This is a genomic window from Brevibacterium mcbrellneri ATCC 49030 (assembly GCF_000178455.1).
Taxonomy (GTDB): domain Bacteria; phylum Actinomycetota; class Actinomycetes; order Actinomycetales; family Brevibacteriaceae; genus Brevibacterium; species Brevibacterium mcbrellneri.
In genome coordinates this window covers 1-22,780 of the sequence record NZ_ADNU01000040.1, presented here as the reverse complement: position 1 = coordinate 22,780, position 22,780 = coordinate 1, and the positions used below count along the sequence as shown (strand labels likewise).

Sequence of the window (22,780 nt, the reverse complement as noted above, 5' to 3'; positions counted from 1 at the left end):
TGAGTGCGTACAGCTTCCACCCAGATCCTGAAGCTCTCTATGTGTGGAACACGCGTGTAACCAAGTATTTCTTGGAGGACATTCAACACGTTGAAGTGCTGTTGCGTAACTGTGTCGATAAAGCTGTTTCTCCACGATACGGGGAGCATTGGTACAACAATTCAGCGATCCCTTTTACCCGGGAGGCTAAGCGCGCTGTTGCGAAGGCACTAAAGCGCGTAGGGGCGACTAAAGACAAGATGCCATCCTCGGGGCAGGTTATTGCGGAATTGAGTTTTGATTTCTGGGCGTACCTTTTTACCAGCAATTATTCATCGACAATCTGGCCGTTAGTTCGTAAAACTCTAATAGCCACGCCCACCGCTGGCACACAGAGTTCGCGGTCGAGTATTTCCGTTCCTTCCTTGTCCGACTTTAAAGATGAGGTTGATGTGGCTTACCGCTTACGTAACAGATGCGCTCATCATGAGCCCATCATCCGCAAAAATAGGCAGGAAGAAGAATTCAAACTCGATCGGGTGCAGCAAGCTATTGAGGCATTGTCTAGGTGGATTGACCCTAACGCTGCAGAGTGGATCTCCGCACATTCTAGACTCTTTGAGCTGCGAAAAAACCGGCCGTAGGAGAGTGGCTTCGGGTCGTCCTCTTGCTTGTAGCCATGCAAAATGTGGGTTATAGGCCCAATATGGTCCTGTACATGGTAGCGTCGCTTGACGTCGTTGTTGTGAATGCGAAAAGGGGCGGGTGATCGTGGATCACCCGCCCCTTTCGCTAAGCACTTACTTCGTAGGCGCTGGACCTTCTTCGTCCATAGGAGTAGCTGGGTCTGAAACGACGTCGTCAGGAACATCGGCCTTGGGATCGTTTTCGACCTTCGTCTTCACATCGTTGGTGGCTTCCTTCGCCTTAGCAACGCCAGCGTCTGCGGCTTCCTTCACCTTGTCTACAACAACTGGTGCTTTGTCTTTGACTGCCTGTGCAACAACAGGAGCCTTTTCTTCGATCTGCTCGCGTGCAGTGTCGATACCGTCCTGGACCTTAGGGTCATTCCATAGGTTTGTTGCCTGGCGCTTGAGGTTTTCGTAGCTCTGGCGTCCGGCGCGCGAACCCAGGACAAATCCGATACCAATTCCGGCAAGAAGGACAAGTCGTTTCTTCATGTGAAGCTCCTAAATTTTAGCTTTGGCGACCAGTTTCATTATGTCAGGTGGCGGGTGTAAGTGAACATTTCGCGTGAACTTCTCATAAAAGAGGGGTGTGACCGCCAGATGGCGACCACACCCCTTTCAGAGTTCAGGCGTTACTTACGTGCGTTAATCGCTTCAGTTGCCTGCGGCAGGACGTTGAACAAGTCGCCAACAACACCGTAGTCTGCGAGCTCAAAGATGGGAGCTTCTGCATCCTTGTTGACAGCAACAATGTTCTTCGAGGTCTGCATGCCAGCGCGGTGCTGGATCGCACCGGAAATACCAGCAGCAACATACAGCTGAGGCGAAACGACCTTACCGGTCTGTCCGACCTGGCTTGAGTGTGGGTACCAGCCAGCGTCAACTGCGGCACGTGATGCTCCGACGGCAGCGCCGAGCGAGTCTGCAAGAGCTTCGACTGGGCCAAAGTCTCCGCCGGTACCGCGTCCACCGGAAACAACAATGGGTGCTTCCGTGAGGTTTGGGCGACCTGAAGAAGGCTTTTCTTCAACCGAGACAATGCGTGCAGTCTTTGCCGCATCGCTTGCGGTGAAGTTCACAGCTTCAACTGCCGCCTGCGCACCAGCTTCAACCGGTGACACCGAGTTTGGCTTCACGGCAACAATCGGGGTGCCCTTGGTGACCTTACCGGTGACGGTGTATGCACCAGCGAATACCGACTGGGTAGCGGTGAAGTCAGCTTCAACTTCTACAGCGTCAGTGATGACACCGGAACCAGACTTGATTGCGGTGCGGCCAGCAATTTCCTTGCCTTCTGCGGTCGAAGAAACCAGGACACCTGCAGGCTGGCGCTCAGAAATGAGCTGTGCGAGCAGTTCAGCCTTAGGAGCTACAAGGTATTCATTAAGCGCAGGGTCGCTAGCAACAAGCACCTTCGTCGCACCGTACTGGCCTAAGGGCGCTGCAGCGTTCTGCGCCTGGTCGTCAGACCCGACGAACACAGCTACAGGTTCGCCAGACTGCTGGGCAATTGCGAGGAGTTCAAATGTGGACTTTTGTACGTTGCCGTCCACGTGGTCTACAAGAACGAGAACTTCAGACATGTTTCGATTCCCTTTGTGTTAGTTGGACGGATTGATTAAACGAGCTTCTTAGAAGCGAGCCACTCAACGAGCTGGTTTCCACCTTCGCCCTCATCGGTGACAATTTCACCAGCGGTGCGTGGAGGACGTTCGGCAATGTTGACCACCTGGGTGGTAGCACCGTCGAACCCAACTTCAGCTTCGTCGAGTTCAATGTCTTCAAGGTCGTAGTAGTCAATTGGCTTCTTCTTAGCAGCCATGATGCCCTTGAAGGATGGGTAGCGAGGTTCGTTGATCTGGTCGGTCACGCTCACAACGGCAGGCAGGTTCACTTCAATGAACTGGCTGGAAGTGTCGCCGTCGCGGCGAATGCGAACGGTGCTTCCTTCAACAGTAACTTCCGAGGCCTGAGTTGCTGCTGGGCGTCCCAGCAGTTCTGCAACCATGGTTGGCATAACGCTCATGCCACCGTCGGTGGAGGAAAGGCCGGTGAGGATGAGGTCAACCTGTTCCTCTTCTTCCTCTTCGTATGCCTTGATCGCTGCAGCCAGAACCTTCGCGGTTCCTACAGCACATGTGCCTTCGATGTCTTCGTCGTCAACGTGAACGCCTGAATCGGCACCCATCTGGAGTGCTTTGCGCACAGCGTCTTCTGCGTCTTCGGGTCCAACTGTGAGTGCGATAACTTCAGCATCGCCTACAGCTTCTTTGATCTTGAGAGCTTCTTCTACCGCGTATTCGTCAAGCTCGGAAAGAATTCCGTCGCTTTCGCGGTCTACTGTGTTGTCATCGTTGAAAGTCCGGTCGCCAGCTGCGTCCGGGACGTACTTAACAAAAGTGACAATCCGCATATCAGCAGTCATCCTTCCTGGCCCAATGGCCGAGTGGTCGTACATTTACTGTAACAACACTTCAGTTAGCTGATGTTAACTGAAGTGATGTTGAGTGAACGGTCTGGTTGCGGGCTGCGGTGAGAGCGCGAAAGGGTGTGTATTTCAGGTGTAAACCTAGCTACGCTACTGTCTCCACCTGAAATCGAATGATCTTGACTGCTAAATGTCATGGGATCATCATGAGGAACATCTCTCAAATCGACGGTCCGATTGTAGGAAAAGTTTGACTTCGTAGAGATTGTGCGGGTTTGGCACAAGTGGAAATGCGGGTGTGAGCAAGGTCGCTTGTCAGGTGGCATTTTGTGGCCATGAAGTGTCTCGGGTTTGTTCCGTTTGAGTAGGTGCACCATTCTGACTATGGCTTGCAGTACGACAGCGTTGTCTACAACGAGTGGCTTTCCCTGCACAGGATTGTTGCTTCCGCCGGAACAGTCAGCGATTCCCGTGGCAATGTTCTAGCTGAAAACGTTAACGGCTCCCACGAGAACGAGCTCATCCATACTCGCAAGTGGAACGATGTCGTCGATGTAGAAATAGCGACCTTCGAGTGGGTGTCGTGGTGGAACGAAGCACGACTCCACCAAAGCTTGGGATACCGAACCCCGTCCGAAATTGAAACCGAATTTTGGAAACAGAACCCGCCACAGGAAATAATAGAAATCAAGGCAAATGCCTAGGAACAAAACTCGGGGCACTTCACTGAATGGGCGGTTTACATCACTCGCTTCTCCCTGTACTGTGAGAAATGCTTAACATTCTTTGAAGAAAGACTGAGTATGAAAATTAGGCGCATAAGCAAGTTGATTGCAGCCACGGCTGTTGCATCGCTGGCGTTTCTTGCTCCTGTAGTAGGAGCGCCGGCTTTTGCCGATTCGGTCCCCGAAAACGGCGCGAAGGCTGTAGCGAAATCCGGACAATCTGGCGACAGAGTTCGGGTGACACATGGGAACAGGGTTAAAAATCTCGGAACCACGGTGTTCAACATCACGGTGGATGGTAAGGAATACAAGTCTTACTGCATTGAGTTGGACAAGCCTTTCGCAGAAGGTAACGGAAGCGTCCAGGCATGGGAAGACCTCGATGAGGTTTCCAAGAACAAAGTCGGCTGGATCCTGGAAAACTCCTACCCAAAGGTAAACGTCACTGAACTCGCTAAGAATTCGGGCGTTGAGGGCCTGACCTACAGGCAAGCGATCTCTGCCACGCAGGCTGCTGTCTGGCACTTCACAACAAAGGGCGGAAGCGACCTCGTCGCTGATAGCAGTAAGTGGACAAACAGCCAGGCCGACAAGATCATTAAGCTCTACAAGTACTTGATCGGTGACGCAAACGTTGGCGTTAACTTCTCCGACAACCACGCCGACGTCGACGTGTCGCTGGAAGGCGGGAAGACGTACAAGGCTGGCGACAAGGTCGGTCCAATCAAGGTTTCGAGTAGTCAAAAAACCGTGAAGCTTCAGGCTGAACCGCAAGGTGATGCCTACGTGATTGTCGACAGCGAAGGCAATCAAGTTGATCTTGATGCTGTCAAGCCAGGAGAGCTGTTTGTTCAGATTAATAAGGATGCACCAAAGGGGTCGTTGACTCTTACTGCAACCTCAGCTGCTAGCTCCCTGACCGGTCGCGTGTTCGTGCACGACATTCAGAACAAGCAGCGCGTCGTCCTTATTGATACCAAGAAGGACGTTAAGCAGGCTAAAGTCAACTTTGAGTGGGGACAGGACGAAACTCCTCCTCCATGTGACAACGAGACTCCTCCAGGAGACAACGAGACTCCACCATGTGAGGAAGAAACCCCTCCAGGTGACAAGGGAACCCCTCCTCCATGTGACAACGAGACCCCTCCAGGAGACAACGAGACTCCACCATGTGAGGAAGAAACCCCTCCAGGTGACCAGGAAACCCCTCCAGGTGACAAGGGAACCCCTCCTCCATGTGACAACGAGACCCCTCCAGGAGACAACGAGACTCCACCATGTGAGGAAGAAACCCCTCCAGGTGACCAGGAAACCCCACCTGGTGACAACGACACTCCAAAACCGGGTGACAACGACACTCCAAAACCAGGTGACAACGACACTCCAAAACCGGGTGACAACGACACTCCAAAACCAGGTGACAACGACACTCCAAAACCGGGTGACAACGAATCAGATGACAACGGTTCGAGTGATCTGCCACGCACTGGTGCAGAGTTCGCCGGTGCGCTAGTAGCGGCAATCGTTCTGATTGTTGGCGGTGTTGCAGCCCTGTTCGTTGCCCGTCGTAAGCAGAACAACTGATGTAATCCGCCGAGCTGACTGCTAGCTCGAGTAGGAAAGGCCCGAGTATCGAAGGATACTCGGGCCTTCATCTGTTCTGCTTTATGGTTGGGGGGGGGAGATAATGGGGCCCAGTTACTTCAAGTTTTCACAGCGTGGCAACCTCCAACGGCAGAGCGTCACCGTTACTTGCGATGTGTCACATAACTACTCGCCACCCAAGCTGCGACCACCATCCAAAGTGAGTACCTGACCCGTGATCCAACTCGCTTCATCAGACAAAAGAAAAGCAGCGGCTGCCGCAACGTCCTCGGGTTCGCCCAATCGTTTCATCGGGTAATCAGCGGACACCTCGGCTTCACGTCCCTCATACAGCTTTTCAGCAAATTTTGTCTTAACAACAGCGGGAGCCACCGCATTTACACGCACCTGTGGTCCCAACTCCATCGCCAACTGACGAGTGATGTGCTCCACCATCGCCTTCGAAGATCCGTAAAATCCGATTCCCACAGGCTGACGCGACGCCGCAACTGAAGACAGATTCAAAACTGAACCACCGCGGCGTTTCATCCCCGACTCATACGCCAACTGCGTCCACGCTAGCGCGCCCAGCGCATTCACCTCAAAAATTTTGCGCGCAGCATCCAAATCAATGTCGATCATGGGGCCAAATACCGGGTTGATCCCCACGTTGTTCACCAGTACATCAACTGGCCCGAACTTCTCGCGTGCAAGCCCGAACACTTGCTCTCGGTGCTGCGGATCGTCAGCCTTCCCAGCCAATCCGATCACCTGCAACGGGCCACCAACTGTAGACGTCGCTTGGGTGAGCGTATCCGCGTTGCGGCCCGTAAGCACCACTTTCGCGCCCTCTCGAGCCAACCGTTGCGCAATTCCCAAACCGATCCCACGCGACGCACCCGTCACCACCGCAACCTTGCCGGTGAAACGTTGAGGATAGAACTTCCTGCGTGACTGGGGCGAATCCGACCGACTCACATTAGCGTTCGACGCTACGACTGCCAGCGCCTGTGTATCTGTTGACTGTGGCACGACACACTCCTTTAGGCTAGGTGAAGATTCCTTCATCAGCGTATCCCTCACACCTCATAAACTCATGAGACCGCAAAACTGCTTGGGGCGTCAGCCGGTGAAAAGTCATGAAGCGCGAACAGTGAGATCATGGGGTCAATGTTTAACTGAAATAACGAAGAACGAACAAAGAGGTAAATAGTGTCACGCTCACGCCCCAGTTTTGGTCGCACACCTACAGGGCCTCTCGCAGGTATTCTTGTTGCAGACTTCTCTCGCGTATTAGCGGGCCCGTACGCCACAATGCTGCTTGCGGACCTGGGTGCAACCGTCATCAAAGTTGAGGGCCTCACGGGTGATGAAACACGCGGATGGCGCCCACCAGTCCACGAAGGCGAAGCAACCTACTTCCTGGGTACAAATCGCAACAAACACGACGTAGTCCTGGACTTCAAAGACGAAAACGACTGCGCCCTTGCCCAGAAACTTGCCTCCCGCGCCGACGTCGTTGTCGAAAACTTCAAAGCCGGCGGTCTGAAAAAGTTTGGCCTCGACTACGACACGGTTGCTCAAACCAATCCGTCCGTGGTGTACGCCTCGATCACGGGATTTGGCGGAAATAACCCGCAACCCGGCTACGACCTCCTCATCCAAGGTCTTTCAGGCTTCATGAGCATCACCGGTGCTCCCGATTCCGCCGGCGGAGAACCCACCAAGGCCGGTTTCGCCGTCTTCGACATCATCACCGGCCTGCACACGGCGCTGGGAATCGTGTCTGCCCTGCACCACCGGCAAGAATCCGGCGAAGGACAGCACGTTGAAACGAACCTGCTCAGTTCCGCACTATCCGGCCTTGCGAACCAGTCCGCAGCGTTTGTCACCGGGGGAGTGATACCCACCCGGATGGGCAACGAGCACCCCAGCCTGTACCCGTACCTGCCGCTTCCCACCGGCGAAGGGGACCTCCTGCTGGCTGTTGGTAATGACCGTCAGTTTGCGTCCCTGTGTAGGGTGCTGGATATTCCCGAGGTCGTTTCCGACGAGCGCTTCGCAACCAACGCCGGACGCACCGGCAACCGCACTGACTTAGCCCCCATCCTCATTGATGCGCTTTCACGAAAGTCCGCGCAAGAATGGTACGACCTGCTCACTGCCGCCGGGGTGCCGTGTGCGCCCATCAACGACATTTCTCAGGGTGTCGCGTTGGCGCAAAAACTGGGGCTCAACCCTATTGCGACTCCGGAGAATACGCCCACAGTGGCCAACCCCATTACTTTGTCGGCCACACCTGTGAGCTATGACATGGACCCGCCGGGACTAGGCAAGGACTCTGAAGACATCAAGCAGTGGCTACGCGAGTAGAATCGATTCGCAAAGCAAATACGTCGACTTACAGAGGATAACTCTATGACAGTAATGGTCACCGGTGGCGCCGGATATATCGGATCCCACGTTGTGCGGCTACTCCACGAACGCGGTGACTCCGTGGTGATTGTAGACGACATGTCAAACGGTATTGCCTCACGCATTGAGGGGCTGCCACTTGAGCAAATCGACGTATCTTCTCACGCGGCAACTGAACAGCTGGGTGAAGTCATCAAGCGCTACAACGTTGACTCTGTTGTGCACTTTGCTGCCAAGAAAATGGCAGGGGAGTCGGTAGAAAACCCTCTCAAGTATTACCGTAACAACGTGGCTGGACTAGCGAATCTGCTTGATGCGCTTGTGGCTCATGGGGTCAACAGGCTGGTGTTTTCGTCCTCTGCCCTGGTCTACGGCATGCAAGACCGGCTCCTGTTGGCAGAAGAACATGTGGGACAGCATCCATCTAACCCATACGGCGAAACCAAGCTCATTGGCGAATGGATGATCGACGACGTTGCCGCCGTATCAGACCTGCGGGCCATCAAACTCCGCTACTTCAACGTGGCCGGGGCCGGTTGGCCGGAACTCGCCGACACTGCCGTGCAAAACCTCATCCCCATTGTTCTCAACCAAGTAGAAAACGGGGAACAGTCCGTGATCTTTGGGGATGACTACCCCACAGACGACGGAACATGCATCCGCGACTACATCCACGTCAAAGACTTAGCCGAAGCGCACGTGGTCGCGCTCGATGCTCTGGAAGCAGGGTCTAACCCGCAGACGGTCTACAACGTAGGAACCGGAAACGGGTCCAGTGTGCGTGAAGTCATCGCTGAGCTTTCTGACGCGCTGGGACGTCCCATCGACGCGGTTGTTGGTGACCGTCGCCCAGGTGACCCCGCGCGTCTGGTGGCAGACGTCACGGCAGCAAGGCAAGACCTCGGCTGGAAAGCAGAATACGGGCTGAAAGAAATCGCTCAGAGTTCCGTTGAAGCGCGCGGCCAGTAACGCGCACGTTGGCGTACAGTGGACGCGCGTAGCGTAGGCGCAGTATGTGGGGTGGGTGGTCTTTGCTTAGACTAGGCCCATGGGAAAAAAGTCCAAGAAGTCAACAGCTGATGTCATCGCCAAGCGCCTGGCGCGCCAAAAGGCAGCCGCGTTCGTTCCGCGCCCCTTCGAAGGTCTGCCGTTTGAAACCGACCTGGTGAGCCTGCGCGAACTGGTCCCAGCTGCAACCGCAACCGCCAAATTGACAGAAGAATACGGCGGTGACGACGTCACCTTCGCCACCCTTCTGCCCGCCGCATGGCAAGCCATGAACCGCCAAGACGGCGTAATCATGGCCGGACTGCAAACCCCACACAGTTCCCCTGACCCATCGCGCGACCTTGCCGCAGCGATCCTGAAAGTCAAAGAACAGGGGCCCGGCGCATACGCTGAACCCAACTCCAACCCCGGCGAGGGGCCACGCCTGCAAGACATTCTTGACACCTCGGTCCCGTTCAAGGTCACGGTTAAAGAAACGTTTGACTACTGGCTGCCAGAAGAAGTGGACCTGCCGGAAGACTCCGCGTTTAGCGAAGAGCAGTTGCGTGAGGGCCTTGAGCAGGCCAACCAGCGCATCAGCCCCACTGAAAAACTCGTGTCCGCGGAAGGCTGCTACTGGACCGAAATGGCCGGCCGCTGCTACGTGCGCTGGGCGTTCACCGAACCCGAAGACACCGTCATGGACGGGCTGGCGCGCCTGCACGCGGCAGGTGAGAACAACCTGGGCGGGCTGGGCAAGTACCTGGGGTGCTTCCGCGCCCACGGCATCGTGATCCCTGTGTGGGAACTGAGCGAAAACCAGACCCCAGACGACGTTGACGCGGTGCTGGGTGACTTTGCTAAGAAACTCCACGCAGCGATGGACGAAACCGGGTCGCTCACACCAGAACAGCGTCGCGCAAAGTCCGGTGTGGTGTCACGCCAGCTGACCATCCGCTAATGAAGGTTGCTTATCTGGGCCCGGCCGCAACGTTTACCGAAGCGGCCCTGTTACAGCTGATCGAATCCGGCGACGTGTGGGCCGGTGGTGCTGGGGCTGCTGGGGCCGGTGACACGGGCGGTTCTGGGCGCGGGCAGATTGAGCGTGTGCCCGTCATTAGTGCCAACGCGGCGCTCGACGGGATCGCCAGCGGCACGTATGACGCGGCGGTCATGCCCATTGAGAACTCGCTCGAAGGTGGCGTGCCCGCGACCCTTGATGCGCTGATGCGCGTGGGGCATGCGCGGATCGTGGCAGAAACCGTGGTGCCCGTGCGGTTTGTGCTGGCAGCGCGTCCGGGGACTGCGCTTGCCGATGTGCAGGCGTTTGGTACGCACCCGCACGCCGAGGCGCAGACCCGCGAATGGATGGGAGCGCACCTGCCAGACGCCCAGTTCATGCCTGCACCGTCGACAGCTGCAGCGGCTAAGCAGCTAGGGGCGGGTGAAGCGCCGTTCCAGGCTGCGGTGTGCCCTGAGCTGGCTGCCCACACTTATGGGCTTGAGGTTGTGGCGGACGATATTGGGACAGCGAAGAACGCAGTGACCCGGTTCATCCTGGTGAAGCCGAACCCGCAGTTGCCTACTCCCACGGGAGCGGACAAGACGACGATCGTGGCCACGTTGGCGACCGATAATGCGGGTTCGTTACTGGGGTTGTTGGAGCAGTTTTCGGCCCGGCGCGTGAACTTGTCGCGTATTGAGTCGCGGCCAACCGGTGACGGGCTTGGGTTGTACAAGTTCTCGATTGATATTTCCGGTCACGTGCGTGAGCCGCGAGTTTCTGAGGCCTTGGCCGGGGTTCACCGGATGGTGCGTAAGTTGCAGTTCTTGGGTTCATACCCTGCGGCTGACGGTATCCCGGTTGAGGTCGACTCAACGAGCACGGCGTCGAGTTTTGATGACTCGACCGCGTGGGTGCGGTCAATCCTGGGGTGAAACGGCGCGCCCGAGCCCGCTATTCGGGGTCGTCGGGCAGCTCACCCGTGCGAGGCGCCAAACCCTGCACCGGGTGCACACCCAGCAGGGTGTTCAAACGCGACAGGTTCAAGGTGCGGTCGTGCACCAGCTGCCGCACCGCAAACCGGGTCAGCAACGGGCGGGCCTTCGCGCGTGCCTTCTTTAACACCTCGGGATTCTGACGCGCCAACGCTTTCTCAATCTTCTTAGCGCCGCCAGCCATTTTGGCCTTGCGTTCCCACCACCAGGCCTTGAGTTTGCTTAAGTCCGCGGGCATTTCCTCGAACTTCACAATGTTGTGCGACTCAGAGCGGGCCAGGATCGTGTTGATGGCCTTCTGCAGTACATACGGTTCGGGGTCGCCCACGTTGATGGGCCCGTTGATGTGCGGGTTCTTGATTGCTGCTTCAACGGCCGCAACCGCGTTGTCGATGTGGCACAGCGTAATCCGCTTCTTACCTCCGGCCGGCAACGCCAGCACCCCATTTTCAACCCGCTTCAGGATGTACGGCATGGTGTTCCTGTCGCCAGCGCCGTAAATGGGGCCGGGGCGCAAAATGACAGCGTCGGGGCGAACGCGGTGAACCACCCGTTCGGCCTCCACCAGGGACCGCTCCAGTTCCGAGGTGTACCGTCCCGCCGTCACCAACGCGGACTCCTCGTACGCGCCGTCCAGATCAACCTGCGGGTCATAAACGAGAGCGCAGGAAAAGTAGATGAAGTTGGAATCGGGAAACGCGTCAAGCACGTTGCGGGTACCCGTCACATTCACGGCGTGAGCGTAACTCGCAGTCATCCAGTCGTTCATACAACCGGCAGCGTGGACGACCGCCTGGGCGGCGTCTGCTCGTTCTTTAACGACCTCGGGCGCGGGGTTGCGAATATCCCAATCGAGGTGCCATACGCCGGGACGCTTGCGAGTATTAGGTAGCCCAATGTCCCCGGTGAGAGGCTCAGCGAAGTCCGGGCACGTGCGGCTCAGGCTGATAACTTGGTGCCCGCTTTTTGCCAGCGAACGCGCAATCGCGCCACCCACAAAACCTGAAGCGCCGGTGACCACAATGGACATGAAACCTCTTTCTCGTGTACTCGCTCTTTAGGTTATCGCCTTCATTTGCTGACACTGCACGCACACACAGCCAAGCGCCCTTCGAAAGTGATTTTCTCGCACAACTTCACACACTTTTTCATGCCATTTTCAAAGTTGAGCGGAATAGACTCAACTCTGTGAGTGTTGAAGATTTCAGAAGCTCAAACTCTGAAGCTTAGGAGTGTGAAAGGAATCTTATGGACGCTAAATTTACCTCGCGTTCGCAGGAGGCTTTGTCCGCTGCTATTAAGGATGCAGTCAACCGTGGCAACAACCAGGTTGAGCCGTCGCACCTGGTCAGCGCCCTCCTCGAACCGAAAGACAGCATCGCTGGTGCGCTCGTCACCGCCCTTGGTGCCGACCCAGCAGAAATCGCTCGCGAAGCTGTTGCCTTGTCAGCGGCATTGCCGTCGCTGTCAGGCTCGACCGTGAGCCAGCCCCAGCTCAGCCGCCAGGGCCTGCAGCTCATCAACAACGCCGAGCGCGAAATGCAGGGCCTGGGCGACCAGTTCGTCTCCACGGAACACCTGCTGCTGGCGGCCACCCAAGACACCGGTGAAATGGGTCGTGTTTTAACCGGCCGAGGTGTCACCCGCCAAGCGCTGTTAGACGCGCTTCCCAGCGTGCGTGGGGGCAAGAAGGTGACAAGTGAAAACCCGGAGGACACGTTCCAGTCGCTGGAGAAGTTCGGTGTGGACTTAACTGCGGCGGCACGTGAAGGCAAGCTGGACCCGGTGATCGGGCGTGACTCGGAGATTCGGCGCGTGGTGCAGGTGCTTTCGCGCAGGACTAAGAACAACCCCGTTCTCATTGGTGAACCCGGTGTGGGTAAGACCGCGGTGGTTGAAGGCCTGGCCCAGCGCATTGTGGCCGGTGACGTGCCTGAGTCGCTGCGCAACAAAACGCTGATCAGCCTTGACCTGTCTGCGATGGTTGCGGGTGCGAAGTACCGAGGTGAGTTCGAGGAACGCCTCAAGGCTGTCCTGGAAGAGATCAAGGCTTCCGATGGGCAGATCGTGACGTTCATTGACGAAATCCACACGGTTGTAGGTGCCGGTGCTACGGGTGAATCAGCGATGGATGCGGGCAATATGCTCAAACCCATGTTGGCTCGCGGTGAGTTGCGTCTGGTGGGTGCGACCACACTGGATGAGTACCGCGAAAACATCGAAAAGGACCCGGCTCTTGAGCGCCGGTTCCAGCAGGTGTTCGTGGGCGAGCCCAGTGTTGAAGACACCGTGGCGATTCTGCGTGGGCTCAAGGAGCGTTACGAAGCGCACCACAAGGTGACCATTTCTGACAGTGCCCTGGTGGCCGCTGCCGCTTTGTCGAACCGCTACATCACGGGGCGTCAGCTGCCGGATAAGGCGATTGACCTGGTGGATGAGGCTGCGAGCCGTCTGCGCATGGAGATCGACTCTGCTCCCATTGAGATCGATGAGCTCCAGCGCGCGGTCGACCGGTTGAAGATGGAAGAGATGGCCCTGGTCAACGAGTCCGATGACGCCTCGAAGGAACGTCTGGAGGCTCTGCGTGAGGACCTGGCGGACAAACAGGAGAAGCTTGCTGGACTCAACGCCACGTGGGAGGCGCAGCGTGCTGGCCTCAACCGCGTGGGTGAGTTGAAGAAGAAGCTGGACAACTTGCGTAGCCAGGCTGAGATCGCCCGCCGAGACACCGACTTGGAGACCGCCTCGCGCCTGCTGTACGGCGAGATTCCTTTGGTTGAAAAGGAGATCGCCGAGGCGGAGGCCCAGGAAGCGAAGCAGGCAGCCAGCAACGACGCCGCTGGCGCTGGCAAGCGGATGGTGAATGAGCAGGTGGGTTCGGATGACATCGCCGAGGTGGTTTCCGCCTGGACGGGTATCCCCGCCGGACGTCTGTTGCAGGGCGAGCGGGAGAAGCTGCTGCACGCCGAGGACGTGATTGGTAAGCGTCTCATTGGGCAGAAGAAGGCTGTTGAGGCTGTGTCCGATGCGATCCGCCGTTCGCGTGCCGGTGTGTCAGACCCTGACAGGCCCACGGGTTCGTTCCTATTCTTGGGACCCACAGGTGTAGGTAAGACCGAGCTTGCTAAGTCGCTGGCCGACTTCCTGTTTGAAGACGAGCGTGCGCTGGTGCGTATCGACATGAGTGAGTACGGCGAGAAGCACAGTGTGTCGCGTTTGGTGGGTGCGCCTCCGGGGTACGTGGGTTACGAAACCGGCGGTCAGCTCACCGAGGCGGTGCGCCGCCGGCCGTATTCGGTGGTCTTGCTTGACGAGGTGGAGAAGGCTCACCCGGATGTGTTCGACATTCTGTTGCAGGTGCTCGACGACGGGCGTTTGACTGACGGTCAGGGGCGGACTGTGGACTTCCGCAACACGATCCTGATTTTGACGTCGAACTTGGGTTCGCAGTTCCTGGTGGACCAGAACCTGGATGACAAGCAGAAGCGTGACTCTGTCATGGGCGTGGTGAACGCGGCGTTTAAGCCGGAGTTCCTCAACCGCTTGGACGACATCGTGATGTTCGATGCTTTGAGCACCGAGGACCTTACGCACATCGTGGACTTGCAGATCGCGTCGATGCAGAGCCGTTTGAGTGAACGCCGTTTGACGCTTGTGGTCACGCCGGCTGCCAGCGAATGGTTGGCGCTTGAAGGCTACGACCCGGCTTACGGTGCACGGCCGCTGCGTCGCTTGGTGCAGCGTGAGATCGGGGACAAGCTGGCTAAGGAGATCCTGGCCGGACACATCCACGACGGCGACACCGTCACCGTGGACCGCGGGGACGAGTTTGCAGGTGAAGGCCTGCTTATCTCCTCCGCGGGCGAACGGTAGGGGAGTGTTGCGGCGCAAAGCGAGCGAAACGGCGCATTATATTGCGCAGTTTCGCTCGCTTTGCGCCGTTCGTTTCATGTCTGGGCGGGGAAGGGCAGGTGCCTACAGCTGGTAGTCCACCCACACCGGGGCGTGGTCAGAAGCCCCCTTGCCCTTACGCTCCTCACGGTCGATGAACGCGCCCGTGGCGCGCTCAGCAAGGCTAGGCGACGCCAACTGGAAATCAATACGCATCCCCTGCTTCTTAGGGAACCGCAACTGCTGATAATCCCAGAACGTGTACACGCCAGGACCCGGCGTGAACTGGCGGGTCACCTCGGTCAGACCAGCCGAAATCAAACCATTAAACGCATCGCGCTCCGGCTGAGACACGTGCGTGGCACCCTCAAACGCAGCCATATCCCACACGTCCTCATCCAACGGTGCCACGTTGAAATCCCCACACATCACAAACGGCACGTCCTGCTCCAAGCGCACCAACGCCTCATTGCGCAACTGTGCCAGCCACTCCAACTTGTACGCATAATGCGGGTGGTCCAACTCGCGGCCATTAGGCACATACAACGAATACGTGCGCACGCCACCGGTGACAGCCGAAATTGCACGCGCCTCCACTTGATCGTCATCCCCAAACCCAGGAACGCCCTCAAACCCGACCTCAACATCGTCCAGCCCCACCCGGCTGGCCACCGCAACCCCGTTCCACTGATTGAGCCCATGGAACGCCACTTCGTACCCACGATCCTCAAACACATGCGCCGGGAACTGCGCATCCTTACACTTCAACTCCTGGATCGCCAACACATCCACATCCGAGCGATCCAAAAAAGCACCAATACGCTCGGCCCGAGCCCTAACAGAATTCACATTCCACGTAACAATTCGCACCCACCCACCATATCGTTGAAGAACCACCCCTTCACGACCTCGGAGAACTCACCATGAACGCCCAGCCCCGCACTAACCCGCAGCCCCGCGCCCTCATCACCGGCGCCACCAGTGGCATCGGGCGCGCGTTCGTCCACCAACTCACCGCCGAAGGCTACGACGTCATCGCCGTCGCCCGCACACACGCCGACCTCGCGCAACTCAACGCCACACCGCTTCCCGCTGATCTCTCCACCCAACACGGCATCGCCACCGTCACACACGCGCTCGAAACCCAACCCATCGACGTCCTCATCAACTGCGCCGGATTCGGCGTGCGCACCTCCACGCTGGATACCCCCGTGGACCAGCTCACTGCCCAATCGTTGGTCATGAACGAAGCCGTGCGCACGCTGAGCTGGCACGCCGCAAAGAAAATGGTCGCCCGAGGTCGTGGCGGCATTGTCAACGTCACCTCCCTGGCCGCGGTGACGACCCAGGGAACTTACGCAGCCGAAAAAGCGGCGGCCACCATATTTACGGAATCACTCGCCCAAGACCTGCGTGGCACGCCTGTCACATGCACCGCCGTGCTCCCCGGGTTCGTCGCGACCGACTTTCATTGCCGCATGGGCGTAGGCCGTGAATTCCCTGACTGTGTATGGATGGAACCAGACCGCGTTGCACAGATTGCACTCCGCGACGCTCGCGCTGGCAAAGTCATCAGTGTGCCCGGGTTTGGGTACCAGCTTTTATATGCGTTATCGCAGGTCACGCCACGCCCACTCATGCGTGCGCTCAGTGGCGGATTTCAATGGAAACGCGCCCGGTAAATCAAGAGGTCGGAGCCCCAAGAGAACGAGGGCCAAGGTCACCAAAAATTGTTCGCAAAAATTTGTTGAGAACTGAACTATCTAATAGAATTTGGGTACGTAGTTCCGGTGGGGATCGGAGCTACGCAACGGACGTATGGGGATGCGTCCGGGTACTCGAGGGGAGTATGACAAAACCCCGGGCTTGATGATTAACGTCGCCCGGGGTTTTGCAATTCACGAGCCACGCCCCCAGCCTCGCCCACAAGCATCACTAACACCCATTTCAGTAGACTTAGAACCATGACGTCACGAACACCTGAACAGATCGCTCAGACCAAGTCACAACTCCTTGCCCTCATCGACGAACTCGCCGTCGTACGCGGAAAAGTCACACTCTCATCCGGCAAAGAAGCTGACTACTACCTGGACCTCCGCCGCATCACCTTGGACCACCGTTCGGCTCCACTGGTCGGAGACGTCATGTTGGACCTTTTCGAAGAACACGGGCTCCTCAACGACCTCGACGCTGCCGGCGGTCTCACCATGGGCGCCGACCCAGTCGGCACAGCCATCATGCACGCGTCCGTCCAACGCAACACCCCCGTTGACGCATTCGTAGTCCGTAAACAAGCCAAAGAACACGGCATGGGCCGCCGGGTCGAAGGCCCGGACGTCAAAGGCAAACGCGTCATCGCAGTCGAAGACACCTCCACCACCGGCGGATCAGTCCTCACCGCAGTCGAAGCACTGCGTGAAGCCGGCGCAAACGTCGTCGCCGTCGCTGTTGTCATGGACCGTGAAACCGGCGCAAAAGAACGCGTCGAAGCAGAAGGACTCCCATACCTCATCGCGCTGTCAACCGCAGACCTGGGCCTCGAATAAGGACCAGCCCCACGGGCCTCAACCAGCGCCCGGCCCCACCACTCCACTGCCTCCCTGAGAGATGACACATAACGCAATCACGCTCAGGGCGCTACAGTGGTTTCTCGGACGAAATGTGCACTGTGTCGCTAGAGACTCCCAGAGACACTCGCCCAGAGTCTCCTAGCTACGCCTAGATACACAACGCAAAGGACTACCCAGTGCTGGAACTTTCAGACATAACAGTGAAAACGGAGCGCAAGACCTGGCTCCGTGACATCAGCCTCAGCATCGAACCAGGAGTGATCACTGGTGTCATTGGCGCTCGCGGCTCAGGGAAAACAGAGCTCGTCCGGGCAATCATGGGCCTGATCGAAACCGACTCTGGAACCATCACCCTCGAAGACAACGAACTGGGCTACGGGGACCGCCAAAACTTTGGCTACCTGCCCGCCGAACGCGGCGGCTACCCACACATGAAAGTCATGGAGCAGATCGTGTACTTCGCACGCCTGCACGGAATGACCTTGGGAGCCGCAGAACGCAACGCCGTCACACTGCTGGCTCGCCTTGACCTGTCCGACCGCGCTTACGCACCCCTCCACAACCTCTCCGGTTCAGAAGTCGCATGCGTGGAAATCGCCTCGGTCATTGCTGCCGACCCGGACGTCGTCGTCCTCGACGAACCCTTCACCGGCCTTGACATGAAATCAGCCGACCTGGTCATCTCGCTCCTTCGCGACCACGCAGAATCCGGCGTGCCCGTACTCTTCACCTCGGATGACTGGGACGAAACCCAACGCTACGCTGACCAGGTTGTAGTCCTGAGCCACGGCGAAATCGTGGAACATGACAACGTTGAGCAGCTCCGCAAGAAGGGCAAGCCCATCTACCGTGCTGAGTTTGTCAACGAAAAGGGTGCCAAGGACGCCGAGGCGGCCCTCGCCGGGATCGTCAGCGGCGACTTTACGCGCAAAGGCTCCATCGTCGAATTCCAGACGAGCGACATCAACCGTGCACTCAACGCCGTAAACGGACTGAGCGGACTGCGTAACTTCACCACGCAGCCAGCCAACCTCGAAGAACTTTTCAAGGAGCGTGTATGAGCCAGGACAAAAGCAAATCCGGCACCAGCAACGCCAGTACCAACAGCGCCGGCAGCACTCCGCTAGACCCGCACAGCATGGCGCTTGGTCTTCCCACCGACGACGGTTCCATGACAGAGGCAACGTTTGTCACCTCGGACGACCTTCCGGAGGAACTCCGCGACACCCGCCCCACCGACGACGGCCCCAAAACCGGGCTGGTGTCAGAGTTCCGCGACCTGACCTTTGGGCAGAGCGCGTTTCTCGTGTCCAACCGCGAAACCTCGGCGGTGTCTCGTAGCCCTATCTTCTACTTGACTACGCTCATCATTGGCCTGGTGGTCATTGCGGGTCTGATCTTTGGTGTGCAACGCGCCAACCAGCAGTCGGGCGAAGCTGGCAGTGGAACAATCGCCACCGTGGGCATGGCCCAGCAGGCCCCGCAGATTGAGCAGCAAACCGGTCTGAAAGTTCACGACACCAACTCACCAGAAGAAGCCGAGCAAGCCGTGCGGGACGGCAAGGCCGACGCTGCGTTCATCGTGGACCCCACCGGCATGGGTGCTCCAACAATCATCGCCCTCGACAAGAAACCAACCAAGGTACTGGCCGCACTCGGATCCGAGCCCGAGGTCACGTATCTGGAACAGCCAGCAGTGTCGTACGAGGTCGCACAACCCGTTGCGATTGGTCTCGCTGGACTGTTGATTGCGGGCGCTCTCACCCTGGCCTTCGCCATGTACGGCAACCTGCGCGTGGAAAAGCGCCACCGTATCGGCGAGATTCTGGCCGCCACCATTCCACCTAAATCGTCGGCCGTGGGACGTATTCAAGGACTTACCACGCTCAGTGTTGTGTACGTGTTGGTCGCCGTAGCGCTCCTGTTCATGGGCCTGTCCGTTACCTCGTACACCTCACAGGCCATCGCCATGCTCCCGGCAGTCGGCTGGTTTGCCGCACTGTACCTGATGACCGTGGGCGCAACCCTGGCGCTCTTCCTGTGGGCTTCGAACATTGTGGGTCGCCGCGCCCGCCAGATCGCCATTGGCGTGGTGTGCGCCCTGGTGATCGTTGGCGCGTTCCTCTCGCTGGTCTTCGCCACGAACCCCGCTGTTATGAAGGTCCTGGTCTACGTGCCGTTCACCGCGCCGGTTGCCAACGCGCTGCACTTCCTGGGCGCTAACGCCGAATGGTGGAACGGCCTGCTCGCAGTCGGCATCAGCCTGGTGTTTGCCCTGATCGCAGTGGCTATTGGCGCGGCCTCTTACCAGGCCAACCTGCTGCGCGGAACCGGCCGCGAAACACTGTCCGCCAGCCAGAAGAAGCGCCTCAAGGAACGCTCGCAGGACTCGTCCGCTGACAAGGACAGTAAAGACAGCAAGGGCGAAAAGAAAGAAAAGAAGTCCGCCGAGGTGGATTCTGAGTCCGACACGGACAAAAAGAAGGTCGGCGCTAAGTCCAGTGCGAAAGCTGGCAAGAAGCCTGCAACAGGCGACGACAAATGACGGAACATCTGGTCGGGGTGGGGCCCTGGGAAGGGCCCCTTCCTGATCACCCCCGTTACGACCCGGAACTGCTGGCCCAAGGTGACCGACGGAACGTGGTCGACAAGTACCGGTACTGGACGCTGGAAGCGATCGTCGCCGACCTTGACCGCACACGACACGAGTTTCACGTGGCGGTAGAAAACTGGCAACATGACTTAAACATCGGGTCCGTAGTGCGCACTGCCAACGCTTTTAACGCCTCCGCAGTACACATTGTGGGGAAGAAGCGGTGGAATCGCCGCGGTGCCATGGTCACCGACCGCTACCAGCACATTTACCACCACGAAACCGCTGAGGCTCTTGCCCAGTGGTGCCAGGAACGCGAACTCCCACTCATTGGCATTGACAACTTCCCCGACTCGGTAGCGCTGGAAACCTATGACCTGCCACGCGAATGCGTATTCCTGTTTGGCCAAGAAGGACCAGGGCTCACCGACGAAGCGCACCACGCGTGTGAAGCAGTCCTGTCGATCGAACAGTATGGTTCAACCCGATCCATGAACGCAGCCGCAGCTGCAGCGATCGCAATGCATGCGTGGATTCGGCGCTGGGAATTCGGGCAAGCTGTAACCTAGATGACGAATAGAATTGCCACGCGTTAACGTTGGAAAGCAGGCAACCTTGGGTGCAACACTGACAGCCACACACAGTCACCGTTCCGGGGTCACACGTACCAAAAAAGCAATCGCATGCCTCCTTGCTGTGGTGTGCGCGTTCGCGTTAAGCGCGTGTGTCAAACTCAACAGTGACATGAAGATCTCCAAAGACCTGCTGATCAGCGGGTCGATCCTGTTCCAGGTCGACTCAACTGCGTTTCAAGGTCAGCTCGGGGGATCCCCTGACATCCAAGACGAAATCCAAGAGCTACAGTCCAAGCTCCCACCCGAAGTCACCGTCAAAGAAGTATCCGATGACGTGTACAAGGGCTACGAGCTCACGTTCACCAAAATGAAGCCTGAAGACTTTACCGCGTTCTGCGAAGAGCACTTTTCTGGCGTCATGGGGCGTGATCTGGTGATCGAAAAGACAGACAACGGGACCATCAAGTTCTCCATGACTAACCCGCTGACGGCAGACTTGGGCGGGGCTTTTGGATCAGGTAACCCGTTTTCCAACCCGTATTTGGGAACCGGAGGTAGCGCCTCTGCCAAGGGAGTGGTCGACGAATCGATCATCAAGTTCACCTTTCCCGGAAAAGTCATTTCAGCAGACGGCGCCGATGTTCAAGGCAAAACAGCCGTCTGGAACCTTAAAACCTTCGACGGCGACACGCTGACCGCTGAAGCGAAAGCAAGCGGATTCCCATGGCTTGTTCTCATTATCATCGCGGTTGTGCTGGTCATCCTGCTGATTATTGGCGGGGTGATTCTGCTGGTCGTCATGTCCAAAAAGAAAAAGGCTACGCAGCCACAACAGCCCGGGTTCCCAGGTGGATTCCCGCCCGCAGGTGGGCATCCTGGAGGGTATTCCGCAGGTGGGCAATCCGGCGGCTATCCGGCAAGTGGCGGACAGTTTGGAAGCCAACCAGGTGGCTACGGGTCCGCTCCTTACGGCGGGACGGGTTACGGTTCAGCCCCCGCCGGTGGGGCGGGTTACGGCTCTGCCCCGCAGCCGGGTTACCCGCAGCAAGGCAACCAGGGTTACCAGGGCAACTCCGGTAACTCTGACCAACGCTTCCAGCCACCCGCACCCGGAGCATACTGACAAACACTGACAGGAAAAGCCCCGGAGCACTTCGATCTGAAATGCTCCGGGGCTTTCTTGTGCGAACAGCCGCTAGTCAGCGAACTTCACAATGGTTTTACCGAAGTTCTTGCCTTCCAGCATGCCTACAAACGCATCGACCGTGTTCTCAAACCCGTTCGTGATGTCCTCCAGGTATTTCACCCGGCCAGATGCCACCCATTCGGTCATGTCCTTTAAGAACTGTGGTTCGAGGTCACGCACAAACTCGGACTGAATGAACCCGCGAATGGTCAACGACTTAGCCAGCGACAACATCATGAGCTTCTCCATGCCACCGGCAGGCGACGGGTCAGTTGTCCCGTTGTAGTTAGCCACAAGACCACATACCGGCACACGCGCAAACGTGTTCAGTAGCGGCATAACCGCCTGCCACACCGTGCCACCGACGTTTTCAAAGTACACGTCGATACCTGACGGAGCAGATTCCTCATCAGCACCTCGGCGGCTCACAACCGCGCCACCGCGCTCAACCCATGAGCCCTTACCAACCGCATCACGTAGGTTCTGCTTGAAGTCCGGGTCACGGTGGTCCGCGCACACGTCGAACCCAAACTCACGCAACTGCTCAACTTTCTGCGGGCCACCAGCGATACCCACCGCACGGGCCCCCTTGATCTTCGCGATCTGACCCACAGCAGAACCAACAGGGCCGGTAGCCGCAGCAACCGCAACCGTTTCACCCGGCTGTGGCTTCCCGATCTCCAACAGACCCGCATATGCCGTGAATCCAGGCATACCCAAAACACCCAGGGCCGTGGTCACCGGAACAACATCCGGGTCCAACTTACGCACGTACTTGGCACGCTCCACCGAACACGTCTGCCAACCGCCGTACCCCAACACAATGTCGCCGTTACTGAACCCGTCAGCGTTAGAGTCAACGACCTCGGAGACGGTGGCCCCCACCATCACCTCACCCAACTCAACGGGCTTCGCATACGACTTCGCCTCCGACAATCGCCCCCGCATGTACGGGTCAAGCGACAAGTACAGCGTGCGCAGCAACAGCTCACCCTCTCCGGGCGCTCGCACCGGGATCTCCTTGACCGCAAACGTGTTGGCGTCAGGCGCCCCAGTAGGGCGCTCATTCAAAACATAAGCTTTCGAAACCGCCATTTTCTCTCCCTTGAGTGTTACCTTGCTCCGTCAAAAACCTAAGAATGAAGGGCCCCAGCACCAAC

At 57.8% G+C, this 22,780-nt stretch carries 21 protein-coding genes; 14 read left to right on the top strand and 7 right to left on the bottom strand.

Annotation, left to right across the window (positions count from 1 at the left end; translation table 11 throughout):
• On the top strand, positions 1-623 hold a 623-nt coding region (locus tag HMPREF0183_RS06935), incomplete at its 5' end, for an Abi family protein (RefSeq protein ID WP_005884349.1).
• A gap of 156 nt (positions 624-779) precedes the next feature.
• On the opposite strand, the gene HMPREF0183_RS06930 is transcribed toward HMPREF0183_RS06935, so the two are convergent.
• The 3 genes from HMPREF0183_RS06930 to HMPREF0183_RS06920 all read right to left on the bottom strand — a co-directional run bounded on the left by HMPREF0183_RS06930 (position 780) and on the right by HMPREF0183_RS06920 (position 3,081).
• A complete protein-coding gene (locus HMPREF0183_RS06930; protein ID WP_005884347.1) occupies positions 780-1,160 on the bottom strand; it encodes a hypothetical protein in 381 nt (126 codons plus the stop codon).
• Positions 1,161-1,300: 140 nt separating this feature from the next.
• A complete protein-coding gene (locus HMPREF0183_RS06925) occupies positions 1,301-2,251 on the bottom strand; it encodes an electron transfer flavoprotein subunit alpha/FixB family protein (RefSeq protein WP_005884345.1) in 951 nt (316 codons plus the stop codon).
• Positions 2,252-2,286: 35 nt separating this feature from the next.
• Positions 2,287-3,081, bottom strand: coding sequence for an electron transfer flavoprotein subunit beta/FixA family protein (locus tag HMPREF0183_RS06920; RefSeq protein WP_040348465.1), 795 nt, complete (start codon positions 3,079-3,081; stop codon positions 2,287-2,289).
• A gap of 383 nt (positions 3,082-3,464) precedes the next feature.
• Here HMPREF0183_RS06920 and HMPREF0183_RS06915 point away from each other — a divergent pair, with 383 nt between their 5' ends.
• Both HMPREF0183_RS06915 and HMPREF0183_RS06910 read left to right on the top strand, forming a co-directional pair.
• Entirely contained in the window at positions 3,465-3,800 is a 336-nt protein-coding gene (locus HMPREF0183_RS06915; protein WP_005884341.1) for an integrase core domain-containing protein, read from the top strand.
• A gap of 99 nt (positions 3,801-3,899) precedes the next feature.
• Entirely contained in the window at positions 3,900-5,405 is a 1,506-nt protein-coding gene (locus HMPREF0183_RS06910) for a Cys-Gln thioester bond-forming surface protein (protein ID WP_005884338.1), read from the top strand.
• A gap of 186 nt (positions 5,406-5,591) precedes the next feature.
• Here HMPREF0183_RS06910 and HMPREF0183_RS06905 read toward each other — a convergent pair whose 3' ends face one another.
• Positions 5,592-6,473, bottom strand: coding sequence for an SDR family oxidoreductase (locus HMPREF0183_RS06905; protein ID WP_005884336.1), 882 nt, complete (start codon positions 6,471-6,473; stop codon positions 5,592-5,594).
• 144 nt (positions 6,474-6,617) lie between these two features.
• On the opposite strand from HMPREF0183_RS06905, the gene HMPREF0183_RS06900 reads away from it, so the two are divergent.
• The 4 genes from HMPREF0183_RS06900 (at position 6,618) to pheA (ending at position 10,745) form a co-directional block, all read left to right on the top strand.
• Entirely contained in the window at positions 6,618-7,778 is a 1,161-nt protein-coding gene (locus HMPREF0183_RS06900) for a CaiB/BaiF CoA transferase family protein (RefSeq protein ID WP_005884334.1), read from the top strand.
• A 45-nt stretch (positions 7,779-7,823) separates the two neighbouring features.
• Positions 7,824-8,789 carry a UDP-glucose 4-epimerase GalE gene (galE, locus tag HMPREF0183_RS06895; RefSeq protein ID WP_005884332.1) on the top strand — a complete coding sequence of 322 codons (966 nt, stop codon included), beginning with the start codon at positions 7,824-7,826 and terminating at the stop codon, positions 8,787-8,789.
• Positions 8,790-8,868: 79 nt separating this feature from the next.
• Positions 8,869-9,768: a DUF5926 family protein gene (locus tag HMPREF0183_RS06890; protein ID WP_005884331.1), complete on the top strand. Its 900-nt coding sequence runs from the start codon at positions 8,869-8,871 to the stop codon at positions 9,766-9,768.
• Positions 9,768-10,745, top strand: coding sequence for a prephenate dehydratase (pheA, locus tag HMPREF0183_RS06885; RefSeq protein ID WP_005884329.1), 978 nt, complete (start codon positions 9,768-9,770; stop codon positions 10,743-10,745). The genes HMPREF0183_RS06890 and pheA overlap by 1 nt, the downstream gene beginning before the upstream one ends.
• 19 nt (positions 10,746-10,764) lie before the next feature.
• Here the strand turns inward: pheA and HMPREF0183_RS06880 are convergent, their stop codons facing one another.
• Positions 10,765-11,835: an NAD-dependent epimerase/dehydratase family protein gene (locus HMPREF0183_RS06880; protein WP_005884327.1), complete on the bottom strand. Its 1,071-nt coding sequence runs from the start codon at positions 11,833-11,835 to the stop codon at positions 10,765-10,767.
• Positions 11,836-12,053: 218 nt separating this feature from the next.
• Here HMPREF0183_RS06880 and clpB point away from each other — a divergent pair, with 218 nt between their 5' ends.
• Entirely contained in the window at positions 12,054-14,678 is a 2,625-nt protein-coding gene (gene clpB, locus HMPREF0183_RS06875; RefSeq protein WP_005884325.1) for an ATP-dependent chaperone ClpB, read from the top strand.
• A gap of 102 nt (positions 14,679-14,780) precedes the next feature.
• Here clpB and HMPREF0183_RS06870 read toward each other — a convergent pair whose 3' ends face one another.
• Positions 14,781-15,566, bottom strand: coding sequence for an exodeoxyribonuclease III (locus HMPREF0183_RS06870; protein WP_005884323.1), 786 nt, complete (start codon positions 15,564-15,566; stop codon positions 14,781-14,783).
• A gap of 53 nt (positions 15,567-15,619) precedes the next feature.
• On the opposite strand from HMPREF0183_RS06870, the gene HMPREF0183_RS06865 reads away from it, so the two are divergent.
• The 6 genes from HMPREF0183_RS06865 to HMPREF0183_RS06840 all read left to right on the top strand — a co-directional run bounded on the left by HMPREF0183_RS06865 (position 15,620) and on the right by HMPREF0183_RS06840 (position 21,557).
• The gene (locus HMPREF0183_RS06865; RefSeq protein WP_005884321.1) at positions 15,620-16,378 is read left to right on the top strand and encodes an SDR family NAD(P)-dependent oxidoreductase; all 759 of its coding nucleotides are present in this window, start codon (positions 15,620-15,622) and stop codon (positions 16,376-16,378) included.
• Positions 16,379-16,660: 282 nt separating this feature from the next.
• Positions 16,661-17,242, top strand: a complete 582-nt coding sequence (pyrE, locus tag HMPREF0183_RS06860) for an orotate phosphoribosyltransferase (RefSeq protein ID WP_005884319.1) — start codon at positions 16,661-16,663, stop codon at positions 17,240-17,242.
• A gap of 200 nt (positions 17,243-17,442) precedes the next feature.
• Entirely contained in the window at positions 17,443-18,327 is an 885-nt protein-coding gene (locus tag HMPREF0183_RS06855; protein ID WP_005884317.1) for an ABC transporter ATP-binding protein, read from the top strand.
• A complete protein-coding gene (locus HMPREF0183_RS06850; protein WP_005884315.1) occupies positions 18,324-19,811 on the top strand; it encodes an ABC transporter permease in 1,488 nt (495 codons plus the stop codon). Before HMPREF0183_RS06855 ends, HMPREF0183_RS06850 begins: the two co-directional genes overlap by 4 nt.
• Entirely contained in the window at positions 19,808-20,428 is a 621-nt protein-coding gene (locus HMPREF0183_RS06845) for a TrmH family RNA methyltransferase (RefSeq protein ID WP_005884313.1), read from the top strand. The genes HMPREF0183_RS06850 and HMPREF0183_RS06845 overlap by 4 nt, the downstream gene beginning before the upstream one ends.
• 13 nt (positions 20,429-20,441) lie before the next feature.
• Complete coding sequence (locus HMPREF0183_RS06840; protein ID WP_040348459.1) at positions 20,442-21,557, top strand: LppM family (lipo)protein; 1,116 nt, start codon at positions 20,442-20,444, stop codon at positions 21,555-21,557.
• A 72-nt stretch (positions 21,558-21,629) separates the two neighbouring features.
• Here the strand turns inward: HMPREF0183_RS06840 and HMPREF0183_RS06835 are convergent, their stop codons facing one another.
• Entirely contained in the window at positions 21,630-22,715 is a 1,086-nt protein-coding gene (locus HMPREF0183_RS06835) for an NADP-dependent oxidoreductase (RefSeq protein WP_005884309.1), read from the bottom strand.
• Positions 22,716-22,780 lie beyond the last annotated feature (65 nt).